Origin of the sequence: Pseudomonas shirazensis (assembly GCF_014268785.2) — a bacterium.
In the GTDB taxonomy this organism is placed as follows: domain Bacteria; phylum Pseudomonadota; class Gammaproteobacteria; order Pseudomonadales; family Pseudomonadaceae; genus Aquipseudomonas; species Aquipseudomonas shirazensis.
In genome coordinates, this window is the sequence record NZ_JABWRD020000001.1 from 1,567,745 (window position 1) to 1,590,748 (window position 23,004).

Annotated in this window: 38 protein-coding genes; 11 read left to right on the forward strand and 27 right to left on the reverse strand. The window is 59.7% G+C overall.

What is annotated here, in order from left to right:
- On the reverse strand, positions 1 to 393 hold the full coding sequence (locus tag HU736_RS06905; protein ID WP_186699156.1) for a hypothetical protein: 393 nt from the start codon (positions 391 to 393) through the stop codon (positions 1 to 3).
- A gap of 40 nt (positions 394 to 433) precedes the next feature.
- Here HU736_RS06905 and HU736_RS06910 point away from each other — a divergent pair, with 40 nt between their 5' ends.
- Positions 434 to 658 (forward strand): hypothetical protein, encoded by a 225-nt coding sequence (locus HU736_RS06910; protein ID WP_186699154.1) that lies wholly within the window; start codon positions 434 to 436, stop codon positions 656 to 658.
- A gap of 6 nt (positions 659 to 664) precedes the next feature.
- Here the strand turns inward: HU736_RS06910 and HU736_RS06915 are convergent, their stop codons facing one another.
- The 13 genes from HU736_RS06915 to HU736_RS06975 all read right to left on the reverse strand — a co-directional run bounded on the left by HU736_RS06915 (position 665) and on the right by HU736_RS06975 (position 10,748).
- On the reverse strand, positions 665 to 1,042 hold the full coding sequence (locus tag HU736_RS06915; RefSeq protein ID WP_186699151.1) for a hypothetical protein: 378 nt from the start codon (positions 1,040 to 1,042) through the stop codon (positions 665 to 667).
- A gap of 3 nt (positions 1,043 to 1,045) precedes the next feature.
- The gene (locus HU736_RS06920) at positions 1,046 to 1,354 is read right to left on the reverse strand and encodes a hypothetical protein (protein ID WP_186699149.1); all 309 of its coding nucleotides are present in this window, start codon (positions 1,352 to 1,354) and stop codon (positions 1,046 to 1,048) included.
- Positions 1,355 to 1,400: 46 nt separating this feature from the next.
- Positions 1,401 to 2,378, reverse strand: coding sequence for a major capsid protein (locus tag HU736_RS06925; protein WP_186699147.1), 978 nt, complete (start codon positions 2,376 to 2,378; stop codon positions 1,401 to 1,403).
- A 3-nt stretch (positions 2,379 to 2,381) separates the two neighbouring features.
- Positions 2,382 to 3,155: a hypothetical protein gene (locus tag HU736_RS06930; RefSeq protein ID WP_186699145.1), complete on the reverse strand. Its 774-nt coding sequence runs from the start codon at positions 3,153 to 3,155 to the stop codon at positions 2,382 to 2,384.
- 69 nt (positions 3,156 to 3,224) lie between these two features.
- The gene (locus HU736_RS06935) at positions 3,225 to 3,884 is read right to left on the reverse strand and encodes a hypothetical protein (protein WP_186699143.1); all 660 of its coding nucleotides are present in this window, start codon (positions 3,882 to 3,884) and stop codon (positions 3,225 to 3,227) included.
- A gap of 48 nt (positions 3,885 to 3,932) precedes the next feature.
- On the reverse strand, positions 3,933 to 5,027 hold the full coding sequence (locus HU736_RS06940; protein ID WP_186699141.1) for a minor capsid protein: 1,095 nt from the start codon (positions 5,025 to 5,027) through the stop codon (positions 3,933 to 3,935).
- The gene (locus HU736_RS06945) at positions 4,936 to 6,408 is read right to left on the reverse strand and encodes a DUF4055 domain-containing protein (RefSeq protein WP_186699138.1); all 1,473 of its coding nucleotides are present in this window, start codon (positions 6,406 to 6,408) and stop codon (positions 4,936 to 4,938) included. Before HU736_RS06945 ends, HU736_RS06940 begins: the two co-directional genes overlap by 92 nt.
- On the reverse strand, positions 6,408 to 7,736 hold the full coding sequence (locus HU736_RS06950) for a phage terminase large subunit family protein (protein ID WP_186699136.1): 1,329 nt from the start codon (positions 7,734 to 7,736) through the stop codon (positions 6,408 to 6,410). Before HU736_RS06950 ends, HU736_RS06945 begins: the two co-directional genes overlap by 1 nt.
- Entirely contained in the window at positions 7,711 to 8,187 is a 477-nt protein-coding gene (locus tag HU736_RS06955; RefSeq protein ID WP_186699317.1) for a DUF2280 domain-containing protein, read from the reverse strand. Before HU736_RS06955 ends, HU736_RS06950 begins: the two co-directional genes overlap by 26 nt.
- 31 nt (positions 8,188 to 8,218) lie before the next feature.
- Positions 8,219 to 8,815: a putative metallopeptidase gene (locus tag HU736_RS06960; RefSeq protein WP_186699134.1), complete on the reverse strand. Its 597-nt coding sequence runs from the start codon at positions 8,813 to 8,815 to the stop codon at positions 8,219 to 8,221.
- A gap of 48 nt (positions 8,816 to 8,863) precedes the next feature.
- Positions 8,864 to 9,991, reverse strand: a complete 1,128-nt coding sequence (locus tag HU736_RS06965) for a hypothetical protein (RefSeq protein ID WP_186699132.1) — start codon at positions 9,989 to 9,991, stop codon at positions 8,864 to 8,866.
- A 122-nt stretch (positions 9,992 to 10,113) separates the two neighbouring features.
- Positions 10,114 to 10,425: a hypothetical protein gene (locus HU736_RS06970; protein WP_186699130.1), complete on the reverse strand. Its 312-nt coding sequence runs from the start codon at positions 10,423 to 10,425 to the stop codon at positions 10,114 to 10,116.
- On the reverse strand, positions 10,422 to 10,748 hold the full coding sequence (locus HU736_RS06975) for an MFS transporter (protein ID WP_186699128.1): 327 nt from the start codon (positions 10,746 to 10,748) through the stop codon (positions 10,422 to 10,424). The genes HU736_RS06970 and HU736_RS06975 overlap by 4 nt, the downstream gene beginning before the upstream one ends.
- A gap of 131 nt (positions 10,749 to 10,879) precedes the next feature.
- Between HU736_RS06975 and HU736_RS06980 the strand changes: the two genes are divergently transcribed.
- The 3 genes from HU736_RS06980 (at position 10,880) to HU736_RS06990 (ending at position 11,853) form a co-directional block, all read left to right on the forward strand.
- Entirely contained in the window at positions 10,880 to 11,209 is a 330-nt protein-coding gene (locus HU736_RS06980; protein WP_186699126.1) for a hypothetical protein, read from the forward strand.
- 186 nt (positions 11,210 to 11,395) lie between these two features.
- Positions 11,396 to 11,629: a DUF6555 family protein gene (locus HU736_RS06985; protein WP_186699124.1), complete on the forward strand. Its 234-nt coding sequence runs from the start codon at positions 11,396 to 11,398 to the stop codon at positions 11,627 to 11,629.
- A complete protein-coding gene (locus HU736_RS06990) occupies positions 11,626 to 11,853 on the forward strand; it encodes a hypothetical protein (protein WP_186699122.1) in 228 nt (75 codons plus the stop codon). The genes HU736_RS06985 and HU736_RS06990 overlap by 4 nt, the downstream gene beginning before the upstream one ends.
- 248 nt (positions 11,854 to 12,101) lie before the next feature.
- Here the strand turns inward: HU736_RS06990 and HU736_RS06995 are convergent, their stop codons facing one another.
- From HU736_RS06995 to HU736_RS07050, 12 genes are all read right to left on the reverse strand, one after another.
- Positions 12,102 to 12,647: a hypothetical protein gene (locus HU736_RS06995; RefSeq protein WP_186699120.1), complete on the reverse strand. Its 546-nt coding sequence runs from the start codon at positions 12,645 to 12,647 to the stop codon at positions 12,102 to 12,104.
- A gap of 139 nt (positions 12,648 to 12,786) precedes the next feature.
- Complete coding sequence (locus HU736_RS07000; RefSeq protein ID WP_186699118.1) at positions 12,787 to 13,377, reverse strand: recombination protein NinG; 591 nt, start codon at positions 13,375 to 13,377, stop codon at positions 12,787 to 12,789.
- A complete protein-coding gene (locus tag HU736_RS07005) occupies positions 13,374 to 13,844 on the reverse strand; it encodes a hypothetical protein (protein ID WP_186699116.1) in 471 nt (156 codons plus the stop codon). Before HU736_RS07005 ends, HU736_RS07000 begins: the two co-directional genes overlap by 4 nt.
- Positions 13,841 to 14,242, reverse strand: coding sequence for a phiTE_015 family protein (locus HU736_RS07010; protein WP_202883890.1), 402 nt, complete (start codon positions 14,240 to 14,242; stop codon positions 13,841 to 13,843). The genes HU736_RS07005 and HU736_RS07010 overlap by 4 nt, the downstream gene beginning before the upstream one ends.
- Positions 14,242 to 14,451: a hypothetical protein gene (locus HU736_RS07015; protein WP_186699114.1), complete on the reverse strand. Its 210-nt coding sequence runs from the start codon at positions 14,449 to 14,451 to the stop codon at positions 14,242 to 14,244. Before HU736_RS07015 ends, HU736_RS07010 begins: the two co-directional genes overlap by 1 nt.
- Positions 14,451 to 15,176 (reverse strand): replication protein P, encoded by a 726-nt coding sequence (locus HU736_RS07020; protein WP_186699112.1) that lies wholly within the window; start codon positions 15,174 to 15,176, stop codon positions 14,451 to 14,453. Before HU736_RS07020 ends, HU736_RS07015 begins: the two co-directional genes overlap by 1 nt.
- Positions 15,173 to 15,967, reverse strand: coding sequence for an LvrA C-terminal domain-related protein (locus tag HU736_RS07025; protein WP_225912987.1), 795 nt, complete (start codon positions 15,965 to 15,967; stop codon positions 15,173 to 15,175). Before HU736_RS07025 ends, HU736_RS07020 begins: the two co-directional genes overlap by 4 nt.
- On the reverse strand, positions 15,964 to 16,614 hold the full coding sequence (locus tag HU736_RS07030; RefSeq protein WP_186699110.1) for a DnaJ-like cysteine-rich domain-containing protein: 651 nt from the start codon (positions 16,612 to 16,614) through the stop codon (positions 15,964 to 15,966). Before HU736_RS07030 ends, HU736_RS07025 begins: the two co-directional genes overlap by 4 nt.
- Complete coding sequence (locus HU736_RS07035) at positions 16,611 to 16,796, reverse strand: hypothetical protein (protein WP_186699108.1); 186 nt, start codon at positions 16,794 to 16,796, stop codon at positions 16,611 to 16,613. Before HU736_RS07035 ends, HU736_RS07030 begins: the two co-directional genes overlap by 4 nt.
- Positions 16,793 to 17,605, reverse strand: a complete 813-nt coding sequence (locus HU736_RS07040) for a Rha family transcriptional regulator (RefSeq protein ID WP_186699106.1) — start codon at positions 17,603 to 17,605, stop codon at positions 16,793 to 16,795. Before HU736_RS07040 ends, HU736_RS07035 begins: the two co-directional genes overlap by 4 nt.
- 333 nt (positions 17,606 to 17,938) lie before the next feature.
- Positions 17,939 to 18,145 (reverse strand): hypothetical protein, encoded by a 207-nt coding sequence (locus HU736_RS07045; RefSeq protein WP_186699103.1) that lies wholly within the window; start codon positions 18,143 to 18,145, stop codon positions 17,939 to 17,941.
- Between the two features lie 30 nt (positions 18,146 to 18,175).
- Positions 18,176 to 18,373, reverse strand: coding sequence for a Cro/CI family transcriptional regulator (locus HU736_RS07050; protein WP_186699101.1), 198 nt, complete (start codon positions 18,371 to 18,373; stop codon positions 18,176 to 18,178).
- A gap of 116 nt (positions 18,374 to 18,489) precedes the next feature.
- Between HU736_RS07050 and HU736_RS07055 the strand changes: the two genes are divergently transcribed.
- The 5 genes from HU736_RS07055 (at position 18,490) to bamE (ending at position 20,787) form a co-directional block, all read left to right on the forward strand.
- Positions 18,490 to 19,293 carry an XRE family transcriptional regulator gene (locus HU736_RS07055; protein WP_186699099.1) on the forward strand — a complete coding sequence of 268 codons (804 nt, stop codon included), beginning with the start codon at positions 18,490 to 18,492 and terminating at the stop codon, positions 19,291 to 19,293.
- Positions 19,290 to 19,649 carry a hypothetical protein gene (locus HU736_RS07060; RefSeq protein WP_186699097.1) on the forward strand — a complete coding sequence of 120 codons (360 nt, stop codon included), beginning with the start codon at positions 19,290 to 19,292 and terminating at the stop codon, positions 19,647 to 19,649. The genes HU736_RS07055 and HU736_RS07060 overlap by 4 nt, the downstream gene beginning before the upstream one ends.
- Entirely contained in the window at positions 19,646 to 20,038 is a 393-nt protein-coding gene (locus HU736_RS07065) for a hypothetical protein (protein WP_186699095.1), read from the forward strand. The genes HU736_RS07060 and HU736_RS07065 overlap by 4 nt, the downstream gene beginning before the upstream one ends.
- Positions 20,035 to 20,364 carry a hypothetical protein gene (locus tag HU736_RS07070; RefSeq protein WP_186699093.1) on the forward strand — a complete coding sequence of 110 codons (330 nt, stop codon included), beginning with the start codon at positions 20,035 to 20,037 and terminating at the stop codon, positions 20,362 to 20,364. The genes HU736_RS07065 and HU736_RS07070 overlap by 4 nt, the downstream gene beginning before the upstream one ends.
- Positions 20,365 to 20,478: 114 nt before the next feature.
- Entirely contained in the window at positions 20,479 to 20,787 is a 309-nt protein-coding gene (bamE, locus tag HU736_RS07075) for an outer membrane protein assembly factor BamE domain-containing protein (RefSeq protein WP_186699090.1), read from the forward strand.
- Positions 20,788 to 20,838: 51 nt separating this feature from the next.
- Here bamE and HU736_RS07080 read toward each other — a convergent pair whose 3' ends face one another.
- Entirely contained in the window at positions 20,839 to 21,447 is a 609-nt protein-coding gene (locus HU736_RS07080; RefSeq protein ID WP_186699088.1) for a hypothetical protein, read from the reverse strand.
- A gap of 503 nt (positions 21,448 to 21,950) precedes the next feature.
- Here HU736_RS07080 and HU736_RS07085 point away from each other — a divergent pair.
- Together HU736_RS07085 and HU736_RS07090 are read left to right on the forward strand one after the other, a co-directional pair.
- Positions 21,951 to 22,124, forward strand: a complete 174-nt coding sequence (locus HU736_RS07085) for a hypothetical protein (RefSeq protein ID WP_186699086.1) — start codon at positions 21,951 to 21,953, stop codon at positions 22,122 to 22,124.
- Between the two features lie 378 nt (positions 22,125 to 22,502).
- Positions 22,503 to 22,769: a hypothetical protein gene (locus tag HU736_RS07090; protein WP_186699084.1), complete on the forward strand. Its 267-nt coding sequence runs from the start codon at positions 22,503 to 22,505 to the stop codon at positions 22,767 to 22,769.
- Positions 22,770 to 23,004: the final 235 nt, after the last annotated feature.

Consider the following 23,004-nt stretch of genomic DNA (forward strand, 5'->3'; position numbering starts at 1 on the left):
TCACTTCCTCAGCTGGATGGTCCAAGTCGCCTGGGCTGGATCCTCGGACACATTGAGCGCGCGGTATCCGCTCACCTGGTCGCCGATCTTGGGCGCTGCGGTGACATCGCTGACAGCGCCGGCCTGCCCCTCGAACAGTTCGTTCTGAAGCACCAGCAACTTCACATCCTCGGTCTGGATGCGGGTCCCGTCGATCTCCTTGGCCAGGTAGCTGCCGAATACGCCACGCCCGGTGTAATTGATGGTCGAGGCCGGGACGGTGCCGCCGATCTCGGGGTCGTATCCGCCCTTTACGGTACGGCTCCCTGCAACCGGCTTCACCGCATCGGCCAAGCCGTCCGGATCATCGAACGCTTCCGCCAGCTCGGCCTGGATTTCTTCTTGCATGCCCATTTCAAATAAACTCCAGCCAACCCCATAACAGAGATCGGACATGACAAAAAAAGCTGAATGCGAAATGGCGATACGCCAACTGGTTCACACCTGGGCGGGAACCAAGGAGCAGCCGCCACGCTGGCATCCGAGTTTCGGAGAGTTCAAAGACTGGCTTCGGGCCCAAGGTTATGGGCACTACCTAGAGTTCAAAAGCGTGATGCCCGCGAACGATGTAGCTGAGCGATGGTTTGATCAGGAACTGAAACAGACCTGGCGAAACTGAAGGCAGTTACACCCGTTTCAACATCACGGTGCCAGAGCGCCGGATCCACGGGGCAATAAGGTCCAAGGCGAAGTTCTCGGCAGCGGAGCGATCGACAGACCCCGCGACGTAGGTCTTGCTGGTCGACGTTCCAGCCTGGGCCGACACCGACTTACTCTGCACCTCGCGCTGGGTGTCCTTGTAGAGCTTGCCGACTGCAGCCAGCTTGGCCACCTGCGCGCCGGCTGTCACGATGGCATCCGGCACCGGAACTGGCACCGGGCGCTTGATCTTGGCCGTGAGCCAGGCATTTGCCATGGATACGGCAAGGACTGCATCACCGCCGCCTGCCCAGCCCTGCCCGAGCGCCTCGTCGACGTCGGCAACGGTGATGAAGTCGGTCATGGCTTATTCCTTCGACGGGATGAGGGCCTGCAGATCTGGCTTGTTGAGGGCGGGGTCGAAGGTAATGCCCTGCGCCGTCAGCCAATCCTTGAGCTCCGGCACCTTCATCTTGTGCGGATCGGTCTCTGCCTGGTCGGATACGGCTTGGTCGCCAACCTCGATGCCAGCGGCCTCGTAGGCTTCGACAATCTCTGGCGCATCGCCGTCGACCACAACCTGCGTTGCCCCGTCGATGACCCCAAAGAATTGGCTCAAGAGCCGGTAGCACACACCACGCTCACGGCCGGGTTTGTCGGTGTAGATCACTTTCATGATGTTCTCCTGCGCAGGGCGCCAGGACAGCGCCCCGCATGACGGGTCAAGGGGTGGCGGTGCCGCTGATGACAGCGGCGAACGGCACCTGCTTGCGGTCGAACACGCGCTCCCAGTTCGCGGCGCTCGCGTACTGGGTGGCATTCGGGCTCAGGTTCAGGTTGTTGCTGCCTTTCCAGCTGAAGCCGGCAGGCTGCAGAATGAAGGTCTTGCGCTCCCACAGCACCTCGGCACCACCACCGTTACCGCCGTCAGGCTTGCGCTGCATCTCGACGGGAGTATGCGGGCTGCCCTCGCCGTAACCGAACGCGCCTTGACCGAAGAAAACCGACAGGAACTGGCCGGACGCGTAGGTCAGGCTGTCGTCCATGAACACCGGCTTGCCGAGGTAAGTGGCTAGGATGATCTTGCCGGTGGAGTCGCGCAGGTACTCGATCAGGTCCTGCTTGACCATCTGGTTCATGACCACCGAGTGCACACCGATTGCACCGAACATGTCGGCGGCGTCGCCGGCGGTAAAGGCTGCATCCTGGAAAGCGGAGGCACTGATGCTCGGGCCAGCATCCTTGACCATATCGCCGCCGTTGTTGGCGATGTTGGAAGCGATGACGCCTCGCGCGGCGCCCAGCAGGTAGCGCTGCCACTGACGGGTCCAGTAGGTGCCGAAGCGATTGCGGATGTGCTGCATCGGCTCGCTGTTGGCCAGCTCGGCGGTGAGGTCAGCGACACCGTAGCCTTTGTTGAGGTAGAGCGTGCGGGCGCGCATGCTGCCCTGCTCGGCCTTGCCTACCTCGCCCAGGTCGTCTGGGTTGTCGTTGGAGATGTTCGGCGCTTCGTCTGCGTCGAGATCTTGCCAGTAGCTGATCTCGGAGGTGCCCTGGCCGTTGTTGGCGATGTTATCGAGCGTCGGCGAGCGGGTCACGATGCCCGATTCGAAGACAGCGGTTTTTTCCGGGGTGTTCACCGGCGCCAGCGCGCCGTAGTAATCGCGGACGAAGATGTCCGACAGCTGGGTAGTAGCCATGGATTAGGTTCCTTGGGTGGCTTGGAGTCGCTTGAACGCTTCGGGGTTGTCACGAGCGATCGCTGCGCGCTCGGTCTCGGTGTACTCGCCCCATTTCTTCGTGGCCTTGCCACCGTTGTCGCCGGTCTGCCCGGCACCCTGAGCCCTTGGCCAAAGGTGAGTAGCGGTCTCGCGCAGCGATTCCGCCCATTCGTGAGGAGACAGTGGGCTCTTCCCGTCCTTGCCGTAGATGACCTGGCCATCACGGTCGGTGGCGATCGGCTCACCGTCTTCGCTCAGTTTGAAAGTGCCGCGGGCTCGCAGGATGATGTCCTCCGCAGCCTCGGGCAGCGCGCCAGCCTTGATGGCGGCAGCGCGGATTGAGTCGGCCAGCACCTTATCGCTGTACTTGGCAGCGAAAGCTTCAGCCTTCTCGGCACGCTCGTTCGCGGCCTTGATCTGTTTGTCGAGATCGCCGCGCAGGCGCTCGGTACGGCGGCTGACGACCTCGTCCAGCTTGCCCTCGGCGATCAGCTTGGTTTCTTCATCCTGGCCAGCCTTGGTGAGCAGGCCTTTAACAGCCTCGATGTCCAGACCCTCGAACTGCCCTTTGAGCTTGTCCAGCTCGGTCTTGATGGTCTTGTTGGAGCCGATCAGCTCCTGGTTCTTGGTTTTGAGGCCCGAGACCTCGCCGTCCAAGAATTTCTGCACCTCGCCGCCGAGTGCAGCTTTGAGCGCCGCGGCTTGGGTGTCGTCGAGGGTGAGGCCGTGGGCGGCCGGGTCAAAGTCAAAAGGCATGTGGTTATCCCCTTGGGATTGATTGGCCCGCCTTGCGGGCATAAAAAAACCCGCCTAGGCGGGTTTGGTTTAAATCCAATTGTCGTATCTATTGAGAAGGATGTTATCCATCTGGCGAAGGCTTAAGGGTTTCCGAAGCTCTCCCTCAAACAGATCCTTAGCGTCCAGATAAATGCTCACATACTGACGGTAGTTTTTTGCGGAACCGGCAGTGGTAAAAGCGAACACCCATTCTTCCTCTTGCGCTAACCACTTGAGAGCTTCTCGCGCTCTAGAATCCATCATCGGAAAATGGTTGGGCCGATGGAAGTGCAGATACTTGGAAGCGAAGCTGCTACAGTCTCGGCCGGTGAGGCTTGTAACTGCCTCACAAAGCCGGGCATGCACCTTCACCACCTCAGTGATCGAAGATCGCGAAATAGCACTGTCTTGAGGCAAAAGCTGAAGCAGTTCGTCAACCATGGATTTAGAAATGGTCTCTGCGAGCGCGTGGTAGAACGAACCAGATGGGATAGGGCCATCCTTCACTGCCCGACGCTCGGCAGACGCAGCCATGCTTCGGCCGATGATGAGCGCTTTGGATGCGATTTGAGCCGGATCGCTATTGCTCGGATTTTCACGCACGAACTGATAAAGCATGCGGTTTGCAGGGATGAATATTCCGCAACCCTCATCCGTACCAATGAAACTATCAGTCAAATATTCCCTAGGCTTAGTAGCTGTCAGCATGCGCGTCTCCTGAAGTGGGTAGACACGATACCGTAGCTGCGCAGTCGATCAATCCAAACCAGCCCGCTCAAATGCCAACGGTTCCAGCTCCTTAAGCTGATCCAGCGTCAGCGGCTTGAAGTTCTTGCCCAGTTGCAAGGCTGCAAAGCGCTCGGCCGTCAGCCCGCCATCGCGGAACAGCTTGCCGCGCACCGGCCCCAGCGCGACGTCCTGAAACGCCGCTGGCTGCGTTTTCAGCCATTGGTAGTAGCTGAGGCTCGCCGAGACCTGTGCACCGCCATCTGCGCCAACGGATGCCCTAGTGGCACCCTGCCCGAACAGTGCCGACAACGTGGTGATCGGTGTGATCGTCGTCCGGCAATTGACGTGAAACGGCGGCACCGGTCCTTTTCCTATCTCAAACTCTCGGCCATCCAGGCTCTTGCATAGCTGGCTGGTCTTGCGGTCGAGTGTGGCGACGATCCGGTAGCCAGGCACGAACTCTGCGTTCGCGGCAAGCGTCTCCATGCGCGCCGTGGCGGACACATGCTGCACGGCGGTATGCACCACCGATTTGGCATTGCGGTTACTGACCGCCAGCACGCCATCGGTGAAGTTCTGCGCCGCAGTACCACGTATGGCCTGGGTGATCTCGGCGTTGGTCTGGCCCTGCACCACCCCGAGCCGGATCGCATTGGTGACTCGTGTTGATTCAGTGCGAGTCCAACCGTTGAGGAACGGCTTCAGCAGAGTGCCGCCGTCAATTCCAGACACCTGCAGCGGCTGAGTGTTGATCGCCGCTCGGATCAGAGAGTCAGCCGGCATGATGGCGTCGATCAAAAGCGCCTTGGCCAGACTTTTGCCCTCAAACGCGGCCTCGTACAGTGCGATGTCGACCAGATCCGCCTGCATGCGGTCGCCGAATGCCTGGTAGATTCCCAGCAGCTTGCCGCCCACCCGTCCGAGGAATTCCTCAAGCCGGCTGCGGCTGTAGGTGGTCAGCTCCCTTCGCGTGAGTTGGTCCCGAACCTGCGTATCCACTTGGCGTAAGACCGTCTCGAACTTCTGGACCTCACCTGCCTTGAGCCGCTCCAGCAGCACCGCGTGCCGACTTACCTGCTCCAGCAGCAACTCGTCCGCTGTTTGTGTCGGTTTCGTCGTCATCGTCTTTGTCCAGGTTGAAGCCGGCCGACTCACGCTCATCACTGATCAGCCCGGCTTCTTCATCGTAGGCCCGCTCGGGCAGCTTGCCGGTGGTGAGGTACTGCCAGTAGGTCTCGGCGCTGATCGTGCCGGCCATGACGCTCTTCTGCAGTTCGGCCAGCACCTGGGCGTTGACCTCTGGCATGACGAACTCAGGCTTGACCGTGAACACCACTTCGTCCGGGTTGTAGCCAGTCCACTCGGCGGCATAGCGCAGAGCCTGCTCAATCGCGGCAGCTGCGGTAATGACAATGCTGTGCAGCGTGGCATGCTGGTCGTTCTGACGGGTCTTGCGTGCCTCACCTGACTCGGTGCCGGACACGTCCATGACCTTGGCGCCAGCCTCAAGGGCTGCGCTTTTCTGGTCAGACATGGCGGTGCGCACGGCCTCGACACCAGCGCCTTGGAACTCCAGATAGCCGCACTGGCCTTTTGGACCGAGGTCCCAAGCCGCCGATGGCCCGGTCACGCTGAGCTCAACCCTTTCGTCCAGGCCGGATACCCACGGCTGCGGGTGGCTGGTCTGGTGCAGCGCAGTGAAGTAGTCGGCGCTGAGCTGGTAGGACTTGAGGGCTGCGCGCGCCATGGTCAACAGCGGAATCTCGTCCACGTCGGGCGAGTTGTCGGTCGATCCGCAGTAAATGACCGGGATGTACTCGAGACCTCGCACCAGCCGGTTGTCGTTCCCAACCGTGCCAAGTGGCCGGGCATCTTCGATCAGCTCGCCAGCCTGGTTGCGCACTGACGTGTAGCAGACCTCGCCCTCCATGTAGAACTCGCGGAAGACCGTCACGCACTCATGGCTGTAACGGTCCTCAGCGTCCTTCTTCCGAAACTCCCGGAACACGGCCAGCACCAGATCCTGACGCCCGCCCTGGTCGGCAGTGTCCCAGTTGATCGCGTTGCGCACGGCGTAAGTAGCAAAGTAAGGCTGGCCAGCATCGTCGACATTGACCACCAGCGGCACCCGGCCGTGCGAGATCGCCTGCCGCACGATGCGTAGGAAGAGCTGGGCCAGGCCGAAGCCGTCGGCGGTAGCGTTTTCTTCCAGATCCTTCAGCCCGCTGGGCAGTTTGACCTCGGGAATGAGTCGAGAGACCAGGCCCATCATTGAGCGCAGCGAGTCGCGCACCCAGTGCTCGTACTGCGCTCGCGCCGTGTAGTTCTGGTACAGGTAGGCGTTGCCCTGCCCGTCCAGCTTCTCCGCCTCCACCATGCCGCTGGGCTTGGGGAGGTTGCGCTGATTGCTCTTGATGGCGCCCTCGCCCTCAAGCGCGTCGTCCATCATCCGCCACTCATCAATGTGAGCGTCGTAGTCTGGGTTGGTGGATTGAACAGGCATTACGCCAAACCTCCGATGCGGCGAGTGCCGGCCGACTGGCTCTTGATTGGGTACCGCTTGGCGATGAAGTAGCCGGCGGCGTCGTTCATGTGGTCGTGGCCCTTCTTGGGGTCTTTGTCCGGCTCGCCCTTGTCGGTGTACGTCTGCCGTTCGAGGCACTGCGTGAGCTGCGGGCACTGGTCAATGTTGACCTTGAGGCGCCGCTCGCCGTAAGTGTTCAGGAACATGGCGTTGACCGCGTTGACGCGATCCTTGACGCCCGGGTTCTGCGAGTCGACCACGACGGTGAAGCCCGCCTTCTTCAGCAAGGACAGATCCGACTCGCTGGCATTCTTGCTACTGGTGTTCTGGCCGCTGGCGTCCGGGTAGACCGAGATGCTGTGCCCCTGGAAACGCACTTTGATCTTCTCGATCATCTCCGGCGTGTCCCGTACCGCGTGGAACTCATCCAGCGCCAGCGGCAAGCCGTCACGCACGACGTACACCACTGCGCTCATCTTCATGACGTTGAAGTCCATGCCGATGTGCAGTGCCTCGCCGGGCTGAATTCGCTCAGTAGTTCGGCACTCGGTTCGGTCGAAGGTGTAGTAGACGACCCCAGCGTAGTTCTCGAACCCCGCCTCGTATTCCTGGCGGAACGTGCGCGGGTCCATCTTGCGCCGGGCCGCATCCAGCTCTTCCGCCGGGACGTTGCCACCCTGCAGTGAGGTGTATTGCCAGCTCTTGTGGTCAGGCTCACCGCCCGCCTGGCCATCGCGGTAGGTGTCATAGCAATGGTTGAACCCCTTCGGCGTGCCGATCCTCAGGGCGTGGCCACCTTTTCGGCTTTCACCAGTGCTCGCGATGGTGTACTGGCAGGTCGAGAGCATCGGCCTCAATACTTCTTCCCACGCCGCCCACGGGCAGTCGGCCCACTCATCCACTAGGACGAAGAACAGGCCAGAGCCGCGCAGGTTGTCATAGTTGTCCAGACCGACCACACGCATGATGTGGCCGGACTTCAGCGTGATCGAGCACTCGGTCTCGTTTGGCCGGGCCGCGCGCCATGCTTCGGGGATCGCCTGCTTCAGCCGACGCCAGAACACTCGCTTGGCCTGCTTGAAGGTTGGCGCGCCGTACCAGATCTCGTCCTCAACGCTCACGCCCCACTCAGCAGCCAGGCGGGCCGCACGGCGCATCTCAGCCTTGCCGAGGAAGGTCTTGCCAAAGCGTCGGCCGCACACCGCATCACGGAAGCGCGCCTCAGGCTGAAACCCCCAGCAGTAGATATTCGCCTGCTTCGGCGTCAGCTTTACCGGCGCGTCATAGGTGCGGGGTAGTCGGGACATTCTCGTCTGGCTCCAGCGTGTACTCAGCAACGGCGTGCTGCTGGTCCGCCTGGGAGCCCAGGGGCTTGTCGGGTTCAAGCTTGCGATTGACATACATGTCGCCGCATTCCTTGGCGGCCTGCTCATACAGCTGGGCGGTCAGCGCCAGGTTGCGCATGGTCTCGGCCTTTTCGGCCATCCGCCCAAGCCCGCGCAGCCGGAACGCTCGGTTGGCGATCGGGATATCCGCCGTCTCTTCACGAAAGCGCCTGCGGCTTTCATGAAACAGGTCCGCCCATTTCTGAGCCAGACCACGCCCAGCGTATTTTGTAGGGTCATGGCCCTCGCACACCTGGCGACTGACATCTACCCCAAATTCTTTCTTGACGGCCTCCACCACCTGGGACGGTGTATCGAAGCAGGCCAGAGCCTGAACAATGAAGGCTTTGACCTCGCTTCGTAGTGCTGCCATGTGAATGTCATCCGTCATGACCTGTCAGGATTCAGGCCGACTTGAGCAGGCAGGTTCCGCAGGCCCTCGAAATGTTGATCTTGGCCACCTCAGGCGGCCGGCTTGCAGCATCAATCAGCTGCTGTACGTCATGACTGGCGCCGTAGCGACGCACCACGCCGACAAACTCCTCGACGTCATGCCCACGCATCTCAAGTTTGGGCAGGCCGTCTTGGGTGAATGCCGGGGCGCCGTACTTATCGAGCTTGTGCGCTATGTGGTAGAGCTCGTGCTCGACCAGGGCGCAGAACTCAGCCTCGGTGCACTGGGCGCAGTAGTCAGCGGCAAGGGTGATCAGGAACTCAGGCTCTTCGCCGAACCAGTCACGCATCTGCTGCTCTTGTCGGGCCTTCTGCCAACCGCCCGCCCGGATCATCAGCTGCTCGGCCTGGCCCAGCACCGTCCTACCCTTCTTCGCGAACGCAGACGACGCCCACAGCACGCCGACATTCGCGTCGATGAGGTGAGCGTGCTCTTCGTTGTGGATGCTGCCTGTGTTGGCGAGGATCTCGGCCTGTATCCATTCCCAGACCTCAGGGGCGGGACGGAGCGTGAGCCATAGCGAATCGAGCAGATCGGCGGGTGGCATAGGTCTGATCACGATGCCCTCCCCGCTATCGGATTTTCAATCTCCTGCTTACAGGCAGGTGAAGAAAGCCAGCTTGCAGCGCGTGCCGCTGACCTGATGAAGCTTCGCGAGACCCATGGATACATGCGCCTGCACGCGAGGTGCGAAATCTTTGGTGCCTGGCGTCATGGCGTAGATGCCGTTACCAGCGCCATATTGCTCAAGGGCCTTTGCCGCCTTCATGCCGCCTTTGATGTCGCCGCTATCTGCGAGCGTGTAGGCCAGCATGCCGACACCCCACCCTCGGGCAGGTAATGCCATAACCTTGGCGGACAGTTTGGCATGGTCAGGAAATTCCTTGATGACATCCCCGTCGAAGAACCTGCCCAGGTAATTCACCTCGCGGCTCACGTCCAGGCTCTTGTCCACGTACTTCGAATAGTCCAGGTAGCCCTGCACCGTGAATGCTGCGTGAACACTGTCGTTCGGCCGCGTGATCGCGGAAGTGTAGGTCCAGTAGACATCATCACCAACGGTACGCCGGGAAGCATCGAGCTGCGACTTGGCCATCTCTGCCACCTCCAAGAATCGATTGTCCTGGGTGTAGTGGTACGCCCGGGCATATTGCCCCATGAGGACGCTGGAGATGTTGTAGACCTCTTTCTGGTCAGCCGGCTGGTCGGAATACCCGAAATACCCACCATCTTCCGTTTCGTGGAAATTCGGCAGGTAATCGTTCAGAGCCTGGACTGCGGCGTCCCGATAGGACTCTTCGCCTGTTTGGTCGTAGACGTCGAACAGACCTCTTACGGCCATTGCCACCGTGACACCGTAGACGGTGGTGATCGGGTTCACCGACTTGTCACCGAAGGCGTCCCAGGCAAATGGCAGGCCCCAGCCCATTTTTTCCTCGCTGGACGGGTTCTGGATCAGCCAGTCCGCCGCTTGGCGCGCCTCCTTGTCCATCCCAAGAAGTGCTGCGGAGGACGCATACAGGCCGTAAACGACGGCGTGCTCCACTACCTTTTTGGCATACAGATCAAGGCCGCGCCCAGGCGCCTCCGCATCAAATGGCGTCATCGCAAGGGAGGCAGACGGGTATGAATTTGCGACGGCGATACCGCCAGCCGTCATGACCGCGATCACTGCGCCGACAACCAGAACTGCTGAAGCGATCTTCCCTGTTTTCCCGAGCATCTGCCTGACTGACCTTCGAAAGTGATTAAGCCCCATCCAAGGGGAAGGCGGTGTCGAATCTTATCACTCTGGCGATGCAGTTGAGCGCCACGAAACGTCGCTTAGCTATTTTGTGGCGCGAATTACTCAGCAGGCTTGCAGCGCTCGCAATCCAGATGGCGGCAGATCCAGCGCTTCACCCGCGGCCAGTACGTCAGAACGAACATGTGCCGGAACCCTGCCAGCGCCAGCGCAACATGCATCGTCACGCCAGCAGTGTTCGGGGTGAAGAACATCCGATCAGACCGCGCCAGGATTGCGTAGCCGCTCATGGCGATGACCGCATACAGGATCTTTCCGATCACACCGTCCCGGACTTTCCCGCTCAGGATTGACCAGGTTGCCCAGAAGGCGATTCCGCCAGCGGCGAAAGCATTCACGTATTCGAGGATCATGGGTTAGGCCCTCCGAACTTGGACCTGATGACAGACCAGAGATCGGCGGCCTTGATCGCCCGGTTGATGGCGGCAATGAGTGAGCCGCCGAATGTGCCGAGAAGAAAGCCCACGCCTGCGACACTGCGCGGCTCGGTGATCCCGAAGTAGGCGCTGACCATACCGGTGAGGTAGTGGGCGCAGGCCATGCCGGTGAACAGGAAAAGCAACCAGGCCTTGCGGTCAGTCAGGTCGTCCTTGTGCCAGCGCGTGGCGACCAAGGCTCCCAACAGGCCCGCGATCATCCAGTCGAACTTCTCGAGCAGGCGGTGGAATAAATCCATGCTCGGCCTCTCGCTATGCATGAAGGATTGGCCCCGCCGAATAGCCATCGGCAGGATTTTCTATGTGGCGTAGTCGCCCTTCAATTACCCTTGTCGACTCTCATATCAGGCAAGGACATTGAGGCTAACGGATGCCCCAGGACACCCTCATAACAATCATCACTACAACGGTGGTCACCATCATCGCTACCGTCATTGCTAACCAAATCTGCAAATCCGCAGCTTTGGAACGAATGAGCCAGTTAACGGGGAAAATGATCGCGAACGTCGCGCAATTTATGGCTGAGTTTGGTGTAAATATTGGCTTCATTTTCTGGACTACCTACATCTGGACCGCTTTTGGCCTGAGTGACCAGCCAATTCAGAGGCTTGAGGTACTTCAGCTCATCTACTTCTCTGGCCTCGGAGGGTGGTTTGTTCAGGATCTACTTAAGGGCCTTGTGCGGAAGTGCCGTGAATGAATCCGTACCATGCCCGTTCCGCCCAGCCAGGTAGCTGTGCCTGGGCCAAGGTCGGTTGGGTCCATTTGTTCTCCAAACTATGATTCAAAGCACGTCTGTGGTCAGCGTGAGGCTACTATCCTTGCCGCGACTGCACTTAAGCGCTAAAAAGATTGATGGCCTGGACAGCCCTTATTGGATCTTAGAATGCTCAACAGCTCGCTGTACGGAATCGATTACCAGCTTCACGGCGAAGCCCGCACTTTCATCATCCGTGCGGAAAAGATGGACAATGCCGAAGCGTGGCACTGGGCCGCCTGTGACGCTGGGGTGGGGGTAATTCCCAAGTTCGGCGCTTCCAGCCTCAAGAAGATCTCGCGCCCTTTGGCCGAGGGGTATGGCATAACCGATACCAGATGGCGGAGGTCGGGGAGCGCATGAAATACCGAATCGACTACAACTTGAAGAGCCAACCGCGCTTCTGGATATGCGAATCCGATGTAGAGCTTCAGCAACATGACGCCCTGGCTGCAGTCTTGAGTCTGCATACCCATTCAGATCCCGTGACCGACATGCGCAAGCGCGCAACTCCCACGATTGATGAGCAACGGGTTGCTGTCTCGGATTTGGGTATCTCGGATGTGCGGCTTCAGCTGCTGGGATAATCGACCAATCGGTGCAGCATGCCTGCGGCACTTGACGGCTATCCGCGTCCAGGCATCCCTTGCGGGCCACCCTGGCAGTGGTTCCCTGCTACCACAGAAACGAAAAATCCCGGCTCAGTCGCCGGGACTCTTGAGGCCCTCTCAGGGCCAATAAAAAACCCGGCACTGAGGCCGGGCTTCTGGTTGTCATTCTTAACACGCAAGAAGGACAAGATAGAGGTAAATGTATGCCACTCTGCCACTAATCGTCAAGCTGCAATTTTTTCTATCAGTCCTTCTGCATCGAGAATCTCCTGAGCCTCTGTGAGGGCTTGGTCTACTCGGCGCCTCAGCTCCTTGCAAAGGCCTGCCTTCCAGCGGTACTGGGTGCGCTCGGCGACCGGCTCATCCAGCCAGTTATCCATGCAGTACCATGCAGCCGGCAGCACAGTGGTGGATCGCTTCCCATCCTGCCCGGGCAGCTTCGGCATTGCCCAGGTCACCACTGCGGCGTGACGGAAGCGCTCCGGCGCGGGCGAGCGGATGGCCTTGGCAATCGCGATGATCGCTTCATGCTTTCGCTCGGCATGGGTCGAGTACTGCGCCACCAGCACCAGCCAGTGCTCGATGGGAAGCTGGGTGCGCAGACGGGCGTGCACCATGCAGTCAATCAGGAATGCCGCCTCCTTCCCCACGATGGCGCCCTTCTGCTTGGCGGCCTGCACCTTGGGCTCAAAGTCGCATCCCCCCGCGCTGTTGATCGTCTCTGCCGCCAGGGCGCGGACTACCGCTGATACCACGTTCTGATAGTTCACTTTCCACCCCCTGCCCGCTTGGCCTTTCTCACGATGAATTCTTGGTAGTTGAGCCTGCGGCGGACCGCACCGGCCCACGACAGCGCCAGGCCGCTCACCACCATGAGTACGGCCAAAATCAGAAAACCCCATGCTGGTGTCATGCTGCCCCCTTGAGCGCTTTGAGCTTGGCCCGGTACAGGGCGGCGATTTCTTTCAGGTCGTCGATGGTGTACTTGCGTACTGATTGGTCCCGCTCCAGGGCCTCGACCTCGGACAGGCCGATGCGGCGGATCAGGCCGATCCGGTAGTCCGTCGCATTGCCGGACAGGTAGCGGTTGTCCTGCTTGCTCTGGGCGTGCACGTTGCGCTCGTCGAACCTGAGGTGAGGTGCAGCCCCGACGCTGCGGTAATGACCTGCATCTACCGCGTTGCCGTTCCAGTCCAGCGGGCGACCGCTCGAGATGCAGACGTGGCCGGCCAACTGGTCGCGCATGCGGATGAAGGCGTTGAACGCCTGCTGAGCCTCACGCAGGTAGTCACCGCGGCTCTTGAGCTTCTCCTTGCGGACCTTGATCTCCCGGCGCTCGCGCTGGGCGATGGCCTTGCGGGCCTTTTCCTGATTCGCAGGCGCATGAGCCTGGGCGCACTTGATGCTGCACACCACCTGCGTGCTGTTGAAGCTGGGGGTGAACTTCTCGCCACAGGCCTTGCAGGTCTTCTGCTTCACTTCCTTGAGTGCTGTCCTCATGCAGCCACCTCACCCAGCAGATCGCCGAACACCACGCCGCGGGAAGAGAAATCCGCCACCACCCGCTCGGTGTAGGCGATGCCCTGCGCGCGGTTGAACAGGCTGGTCACCGGCATGCCGTCCGGCCCGAACAGCTTGCAGTCGCCCATCATGTCCAGCTTCTCCTCGTAGGACAGGTGGCGCATGACTCGGTACCAGGCCGCTTGGAAGTCCTGGTCTTCGTTCAGCAGGATCTGCACGCCGTGGTGCAGCTTGCAGTACTTGCGGGCGTCCGATGGGTCGCCGATCTGGGTCATCTCGGAGATGCGCTTGTAAAACGCGAACCACAATGCGTTTTGATCCAGGGTGCGGTCCTTGCCCGGGCGCATGCTGACCACGACGAACTTCTTGTCGCGGTACAGGCTGGTGAGCATGGTCACGGCCTCGGAGAGCTTGGCCTGGCAGTTGACGCTGATCTTCTCGGTCATGGTGTTACCTTTGGCAGGACCTGGCGGCGGCCATCCGAGTCAATTGGGCTGACAACGCCGTCAGCAACCAGCCGATCCATAAGCCGGCACGCAGACCCATAGGCGATCTTGAAATGCCGCTGAAGGGCGGAGATCGAGGCACGCCCCGATTCGCGGACGAACACCTCAGCACGCAGCGCCTGCCCACGTTCCTCGTCATCGATACGCTGCATTAGCGCAGAGGCTTCCGGACTGATTGAGGAGACCTGTAAATCCTCGCGGGATGCCTGCCAGGCCTTCCAGCAGTGCTCGACCGTGAAGCCCTGGTATTCACCTGTAGTGAAACGGGCCAGCGACTGCTCAGGGAATTCCCGAAGGACCCAGGCCTCGAACTGCTCGCGCATCTTGTTGGTGTCCATCAGTGCTTCTCCTCGAGCTTGTTCATCAGCCAGGCGGTGGGGACGGCGGCCAGCAGGATCGAAGGCCCCGCCATGAGGGCCAGCTTCGCGGGCCACGAAAGATCCAGCTCCACGGCGAACTTGATCCACAGGGTGAAGGCCGCAGATGCCGCGATGATCACGGTCGGTGCCAGCACGATCATCAGCATGGCTTTGAGGTAGGTACTCATCACACCCCCTCCCCGGCCGGCTGCCCGGCGCGCTTGATGTTCAACTTGGCCATCAGCTGCGCACGGCAGGCTGCGGCTGTGGTTGGGATCTGCTGGATCTCCAGCAGGCGGGCCTGCTTCTGCTTGGCGTGCTCGTCTGCGAGCTCCAGCAGGCTTTTCTGGCTGTCGTGGCCGATGCCGGTAGCAATCCTCCCGTCGAGCGGTTCGCCTTCCTGAGCGCGGCGCAGGACGATCTGGTAGGCACGATCGAAGCGAGCCTGCAGCCCCTTGTCGTTCTGCCGGGCTGAGCGCAGGTCGAACAGGCCGGTGGCCACGGCGGCGATCTTCACGCCCTCGTGGCTGTACATGCCCATCAGCGCCTCGATCCACGCATCCGCAGGAGCAGGCATGCCGAAGTCCTCAGGCGTCGGCTGGCACATCGCAATGAACTCGCCCACGCTCGGCGCGAAAGGCTTCTTGAGCTTGCGGCACTTCTCGATGCCGAACTCGATCTGCTCAAGCGTGCGGATTCCCTCGGAGGCGAACTCCTTGATCCACTCCTCCTTGGCAGCGGCCAGGGCCTCAGTAGATGGCCACGCCTGGCGCCAGGCCGGGAAGATGCCGCGCAGGCGGCGGAACAGGTCGTTCACCACCTCGGCGGTTTCGATCGAGACCACCACCGGCCCGCCGTGAAGCTCCGGCGGACGGTTCTGCATGGCAGCCATCAGTTGGTTAGCTGATTTCATGTGCGCACCACCAGGTTTCGAGCCCACTCGGTGTCGTTGAAATCAGGCTCGCTGCGGCGCACTGGCAGCTGGTGGACGTTGGCCGCGACCTCAGGCACTTCGTCCTCCCAGCGCTTCCCGTTGAGCCAAGTCGACGCATGGGGAATGAACTGGCCGTTGTCCTTCGTCCAGCCCGGAGTGACAGAGTGCTTGGCCAGCGCGGCGATGATCTCGTCGAACAGTGTCTGGGTCAGCTTGATCTTCGCCCACGCCTTCTCGGCTTTGTCCTTGCCGACCTTGCGGGGGTACAGCTTCCAGAACCGCGAAAATAGATCGGCAGAGTCAGGAGCCGCAGGCGACGGAGTGAGGGAATCAGGAATCAGGAATCCGGAATCAAGAGAGAGGGAATCAGCCGGGAAAGAACCATGCGAGTCTGGTGCTTGCACCGTGCTTGTACCATGCTCACCCTGCGACCCTTCTAAACCGGGCATTTCAGGGATAGTGCTCTTCGCCTCTTTGACGTGTGGGTTCTGGTGCTTGGCCCAGTTGATCACCTGGATCGCTTTAACATCGCCCACGGTGTAACGCTTGATGAACCCCAAATGATCCAGGTCATCCAGCATCCGATTGATGTCGACGTTGTCAGCTGGGAACAGGGCCATCTTCAGGCGGCGTGGACGATCCTCTAGGCGCCCTTCCCGGTCAGCCTCGGTCCACATGCCGATGAACAGCAGGCGCGTGGCAAAGTCCAACTCTGCCAGGTGCTCGTTCGAGAAGAACCCTGGCTTGATGTTTCGGGATCTGGCCATCATTGGGCCTCCTTGGTGTTCTGGGCGGCATCAATCGCCTCGCGCAGGCTTGGTTGTGCTCCAGCGCGCTTGTGGAACCACATAACCTCTAGCGACTTCTTGGCCTCTCCCTTTACGATGCTCGCGCCGGTGTAGGAAGTGCGGGCAAGCGACTCCAGGAAGTCCAGGCGCTCGGCGTCCTTGCTCAGCTCTTGAGCCAGGCCCTCAATAGCGCTCCCGTCATCGTCCATGTCAGCGCCCAGCGCCTCGCCGATAGCGCCGAGGTCGCAGGCGGCAGCCAGGAGCATTCGCTTGTGCGATTCCAGTTCTTTTTTGAGTGATTCGATCTCAGAGCGCATGAACAGCATCTGCCCACCCGCCTCGGAGAGCCGGGTGGCAAGGCTGTCTCGCTGTGTCTTTACGGTCTGATAGGCGCCATGCAGCGAGCCTGAGCCTGAACACTCGCCGCAATCGACCTGGATCATGTGCGCGTCAGGGCTTGAGTCGGACATCGTCCAGCCTTCGCCAGATCCTTCGCACACCGGGCAAATAAGATCTTCATCTGGCTCGGCTGCTGGTGGTGCTGGTGGTGCTGGTGGTGCTGGTGGTGGAGTTTCCGGCCTCTTGAATGAATCCGGAGCATCGCTGATGTTGATTCCGTCCTTGCTCATGGCCGACTCTCCAGGGAGATGAAAGTGCATTTGTCCATGGAGGTGAGCCACCACTTGCCACTGTCGAATTTTTGCCACATGTTCTTGAGCTTCGGGTGGCGCTTGAACCAGTGCCATTTGCCCAGCCAGTGCCGCGCGTATTGCGCGTCTTGTGGGGCTTCATTCCAGTTCGGCATGCTCATGCTGCACCCCGCACGGCCTTGTCGTGGGTGTGCAGGCCGTCCCAGTTCTTCTTCATGGGCAGCTCGCCGGCCAGGTACAGCTCGTACAGGCGAACGGCGCCCTTGCGCAGCAGCATCGGCGTGAACGAGATGAATGGGTCTTTGCCGTGAGGGGTGATCTGCTGCTGATGCTCGGTCATGTATCGGTCGCGGGCGTACGCAGCAACGCGCCAGCGGGTGCCTGACTTGCTCTCGTTGTAGAGCCAGCTGCGGCCCTCAAGGAAATGGCCTACCTGCATCACGTTGACCCCATTCAGGCCCTTGCAGAACTGGGCCGGGGTCATGCCTTCCTTGAACAGGTTTTCGAGGTGCTCGATCTTGTTGGCCTGGGCCTTCACTTCGACGGTGAGCAGCAGGCGCGCTTGCTCGGCGACCTGCTTCTGCTCGACCTGGTCCGCCCATGCGCGCGCGGCGGCGGCAGGGTTGGTGAAGTCGGGCAGAGCCACGGCGACTTGGGATTCCAGCTCTTGCCAGCGGTCGATCACCTTGGCTCGGTGCTCATCGCTGTAGCCGGCAATGACCAGATGGGTGTCACGCTCAATCAAGTCGTAGACCTCGATCGGGCGCCCACCAGTTGCCTCTCGGCGGCTTTTACGACTTGATCGTAAAAGGTTTTTGGCGAAAAGCCGCTCGATGGTGGCGACCACGTCGTTGTGGCGAGCCTCCACCAATTCGGCAATCTCGCGGGACGACATGGTCCGCGCCACAAAATCGTGGCTCCCATTTTGTGGCGCGGGCCGGTTGAGGGCCTGTACACTTTGGGTCTGCATATGCATAATCCCCTTCACAAGTTGTGTATTGCAGAGAGCCGGGCCGCGAACCCGGCTTTTTTGTCTCTGCGATTTGGTGAGGCCCTCTAGAGGCCCCTTCTTGAGGCCCTCAACTATCCAGTCGAGGGCCTCTTGAGTCCCACCAACTCCAGAACCGGTGCCTTTCTCCTGCCAGCGAAGGCAGTCCCGCCAGAGGCAACTGCTTCGAGCAAGACCTCGTTTACGGCCTCCTCGAACGTCCAGCCTCGGGCTTCCATCAGGCGGTGAATCTTGGCCCTAGTCTCTGGTGGCACGTTTTCTTCAGAAAACTGCATCGTGCCCTCCTGAGGGCCTCTAGCCCGCGATATCCTTAACGTCTTCGGGCATAAGCGCTTCGATAGCTCCGTTGACAGCGGCCCACTCCAGCATCTCGAAGAGGTAGGTCGCATACTCGCGACGGCTTTTGTGGGCAGCGCGTTTCAGCTGGCGATCAAGCAGCGGGTAAAGCCGGACCTTCCGAGCAATGTCTCGGCGCTGGGTTTCGGGGTCCATGAAGCTCATGTAGGTACTGCTCCTTTTGGTTGAAGTGGTTTAAGCGGCGGACTTGCGAGCTGGGATCGGGCGAACTTCGTTCGCCTCGATGTGCCCGTTGTCGTGCAAGGTGATTCGGATGTCCCGCTTTGCTCGGAACATTTGGGAGACCGCGCTTTGCTGAATCCCCAGAGCCTTGGCGAGGTCGCTCTGGGTTCCATGCCCGGCCAGGTATTCCTCAAGGGAAACAGTGTTCATCTGGTCTGCCTCATAGGGGTTTTATCGGATATTAGCACTGCTGTTTTACACTTTTCAAGGACAAAGAGTAGCAGTGCTGTTTGCGAAAGAAGCAGCGGTGCTACTAAATCACGCGCATGAAGAAACCGATCAGAACCCCTCTATCTGTCGATCAGCTCGCGGATGCGAAGCGGCTTCACGACATCTACAAAAAGCGCGCCAAGGAATCTAGGCAAGACCCGTCAAAGCCTCCGCTTACTCAGGCAGAAGTTGGTGAGCGGTGCGAATGGAGGTCTCCCCAGAGCACAGTCAGCCAGTACATGACGGGCAAGGTGGCGCTCAACCTTGAGGCTCTGGTCAAGCTGTCGGAGGCGCTCGACTTCGAACCTTCTGAGGTCAGCCCAACCCTGGCCGCTGGTATCAGGCGCGCGTCTTCAGCTCAGCAGCATCTTCACGATTCTCCGTCAGCAAACTCCCCTCTCCCAGTATCCGCTGACGTCCCCGAGTCGGAGGATGATCGCTATGCATTCGTGCCTCAGTACGACGCGAAGGCAGCAGCAGGCCTAGGCAGCGAAAACCCGCATGTCGAGATTCGCTCTACCCTCGCCTTCAAGCGCGAATGGCTGAGGGCAAAAGGGGCCAAGGATGATCAACTGATAGTCATCTATGCCGAAGGGCAAAGCATGTGGCCGACCATCAATGACAGAGATGTGCTGCTCATCGATCGCTCTCGGCTTGAGCCTGTCGATGGCCAGGTATTCGTGCTGGCTGGCGGCGACGGCGCCATCGTGAAGAGGCTTGTTCAGGGCCCGCTTGGGCGGTGGCTACTGCGCAGCGACAATCAGGACAAGGACAAGCACCCGGATCGTTTCTTCTTCCGCAGCGAGGACAACGAACACCGGATCATCGGGCAGGTAATTTGGCGTGGGGGTGATTTATGAGCGGTAACAACAAGGAGTTGCAGGTGTCTGATGAAGAAGGCGCGGAGGTCGCGATTACGCCCGGGGCAAGACGGAAGCAAAAAATGGCCAAGGTCCCACTGCAGTCCTTGGAGGACTTCTTGGAGCGGATGCGACCTGGAAAATCTTGTGTTTTTTGTTCCGCCGGAGTTTACAAGCCAGCCCCGTCGCCGAAAGGTGGAACTGCGGGCGTGATAGCCACCCCGGCCGCCAACATCGCTAAAGTGGGCGTTTGGTTCTTCGCTGCCACTTGCAGCCAATGCGGAGATACTCGTTTTTTCCACGCACCTCAGACCTATGATGCCATGGCATCGGAACAAGGGTGGCCTGAGCTATGACGGCGTGCGCCTACTTTGAGGCTGCGGAGTATGAGAGCTACTGCTCGGATGATAATTACGCTGCCGTAGGCTTCTTCTCCTACCTCGACAACACAGAGACATCTGTAGTGGTCGGGGTGGATACCGAAGAGATCTTAGTGATGTACACTTCCTATATGCACAGGATTGCAGTTGATAAAAGGAGGAAAATCATGAAGGGCTACCTGCATTACGACCTAATGGACGTTCCCGTGATGATCGGAGCAGGATTCTTCTTCAATTCTATTTCCGGGGTCTCCTGGTCGCTCGTTTCCGAAGCCGCTGCTCCAGTTGGCTTGGGGCTGGCAGCGGCAGTGGCAGGTCTCGTCATTGGGGCGATTGTGTCGGTCAAAGCAAGGGAATCGCGATGACCATTTTTGAAGCTGCTGACATTTATTTCGCAAACCTCCAGCCCGCCAGCACCCTCGTCGGGGTTTTGTCAGGGATTGTGTGCTTCATCCGGTACAAGTTCGACTCTTCTCGAGTTTTTGAATGCTTGGTCAGGGGGTTTGCATTTTCAACGCTGCCCAATGGGCTGGCGTTCGTATTCTGCTCTGCCTATCCTGAGTACATTTCAAAAATTTCAGACTCTTCCGCAGCATTCCTTCTGGGTGGACTCGCCCTGATATTCATGCCGTTCGCTGTGACAAGGGTCGTGAATAAGTTTTTAGGTCACTCCAGCCCGGCCGTGGACTGACTCAAAACACCCCGCGGTGATCAAAAGCCCACCACAGAGTGGGTTTTTTCATGCCTGCGTGATGGCTGAAGCCAGAGTGGTAGGATGGCGGCTTAATTAACAGGGAGGTCGTCAATGATTCGCCAGATCCACCGATTCATTCTCGCAGCTGTCGTGGTCGTCCTGGCCGGTTGCGCGGGAACACCGTTCACGTTCGGGCAAGCCAGCCAGGTTAAGGTCGGCATGACCGAGGACCAGCTTTACGAGATCATGGGCAACCCCTACATGGTCACGTCCAGGGAAGAAGGCCAGATGTGGGTGTATACCCATGCCACGGCTTTCGGCGGGGCCAAGTCCGTTTCGTTCGAGATGAAGGACGGCAAGGTCGCCAAGGTGCCGCACATCCCGAAGGACTTCATCGCCAAGCCAAGCCCCGACGAGTGATTCATCCGAAATATCGAAGCCCGCCAATGAGCGGGCTTTTTTTGTGGGTGATTACAGGTCACCTGGTTTGATCCCGATGGCCCTCAGCGATTCAGCAAGCGTAGGGTCGATCACTGCCTCCCCTGTTGTTGAAGCCGCTTGATTGATGCCAACCGTCCGGTACTTCAAGGTCTGCCCCGCAAGCATCTGCTTCAGGATTTTCTTGGCCTTCTCACCACCAGTGACAGTGTATGGACTCATCAACTGAGTCATATTGAGCATTGCCTGATCCTGGGCCTGCTTGACCATAGCAGCCTGTTCGGGCGGAAGGTTTACAGCGTATTGGGGCGCCGAAGGTATCATGCTCACAGGGGTTTCCTGAGGCGTAATAGTCCAGGCCTCATTCTGGTCGATGCGCAGTTGAACTGTCCCAACTGGAATCTTGAACCGGCCTCCAGACATCAGCCCCACGTAGATCTCATCGCCCTCCTTTCGCACAACTGGATAGAAGTGAAGCGACCTGGTCACGATTGAGCCCGAGGCCGGGAACTCGCTCGTCGTAACCATCATCGTGGTCTTATCCGTGAACTCGTCAGTAGTGCCAGTGGCCTGCCACGTTGGCCCCGCTGCGCATCCGCCGAGCGCAACAGCTGCCGCTAACACCGCGATGATCCCTTTCATTCCAGTCTCCACGTATTTGGTCGGCGCATTGTAGCAGAGCGCCACCACCGTCCACGGTAGTCAGGTAAGGGGTTTTTCTTGGCTCACATAAAAAATAGCAGCACTGCTGTTGACTCGGTAATAACAGCAGTGCTACTTTTGTTTCACGCAGTCACCAAACAGGGACTGCAGAGGCCCTCACGGATCACCTGCTCTTTAACACTGATGGGAACCTCGCGGATCGATCCCGGCAACGGTACAGCGCGAGCAATAAATTCGATCCCCATGCCAGCTCTGGAACTGGCCAGCTCGAAGCCATGCGGCGCGCTCCCTCACTGAAAGCGTCAAGCGGGCCAAGGGTTGAGCTGCAAACGCTCCCTGCCAGGTAGCCCTCAGAACGGGCTGATGCACTGGTACAGCGGGCCACGCCGGGGAATTGGTGGAGGCTGCAGCAAGCAAGACAAAGATTTCACTGATGCAGCTTGGCGACAGGCTGCATTGGGAAATCAACCCGGAGAGCAACCATGTCGCATCCACAAGCTAATCGCCCATCCGCACGCTCGCTGATCCTCAAGCACAGCAAGGCCCGCTACATCGCGGTGAACGGTACCGCAGTCGGCAGCGCCGGAACCACCCGCCACAAAGACGGGGCATTCCACAGTCAAGCTCGCCTGCTGCTGGCCAACCAGCTGCGCTGACCGAGCGATTTACTGATGCCGCTTCGATGAGGCGGCATTGGAAATCAAGGGTAAAATGCGGACTTGAAACTGAGGAGTTCCAGCAGTGAATAACAGCGAGAAGCCGAGCAAGAAGGAAATACTGGACGCGCTGGAGAACTTCTACCGTGCCTATGAGCGGGACGCACAATTCAAATATGGCTCCCAGACCCCTTGGAGGCCAGAGGACTCGGGTGAAGCTGCTGTCATCGCGGCTCACGACATACTGAAGCGCGCAGGCCGGCTGTAGGCCTACGAATGCTTCCTGTAGCCCGCAAATCGCGGGCTTTTTTGTGCCTGACGATTCACTGAAGCACCTGGGCGACCGGGTGCTTTGGGAATCCACTGGAGGAAATGAAGATGCGACCAGTAATGACCATGGCGGCAGTGCACGATGACCGTGGCCGCCGGACGGGGATCGTAGACGCGGCCGAAGGCAAGTTCCACGGCTGGGGCGTCGAGTACGAAGAGTTCGAGAACGGCCCTGGCAACTACAGCGTCGCCATCGTCGAGATGGCAGATGGCACGGTCCAGACGCTGATGCCTTGGGCGATCCGCTTCTTGGATGGTGAGGACGCCAAGCAGCAGAACCTGAATGACTTCCTCGCTCGGCCAGCCATTGGCTGACTGATTCCCTGACAGCCGGAAAGACGGCCCGATGCCCTGTTCCCCATCGCAGGCTGCATCGGAGTGTGATCTGAATGCGCAGGCTGATGCGCGAGTGTAAGACCTGGTGGATCGCGGGAATCATGGCCGGCAAAGTGAGTAAGCGCCCAGATGGCCATGGCGAGTCCAACAATAAGCGGCTGAAACCTTCGCCCCGGTGAAACCCCGGTGTCACTGAGGCCGCTAATAGCCAAGC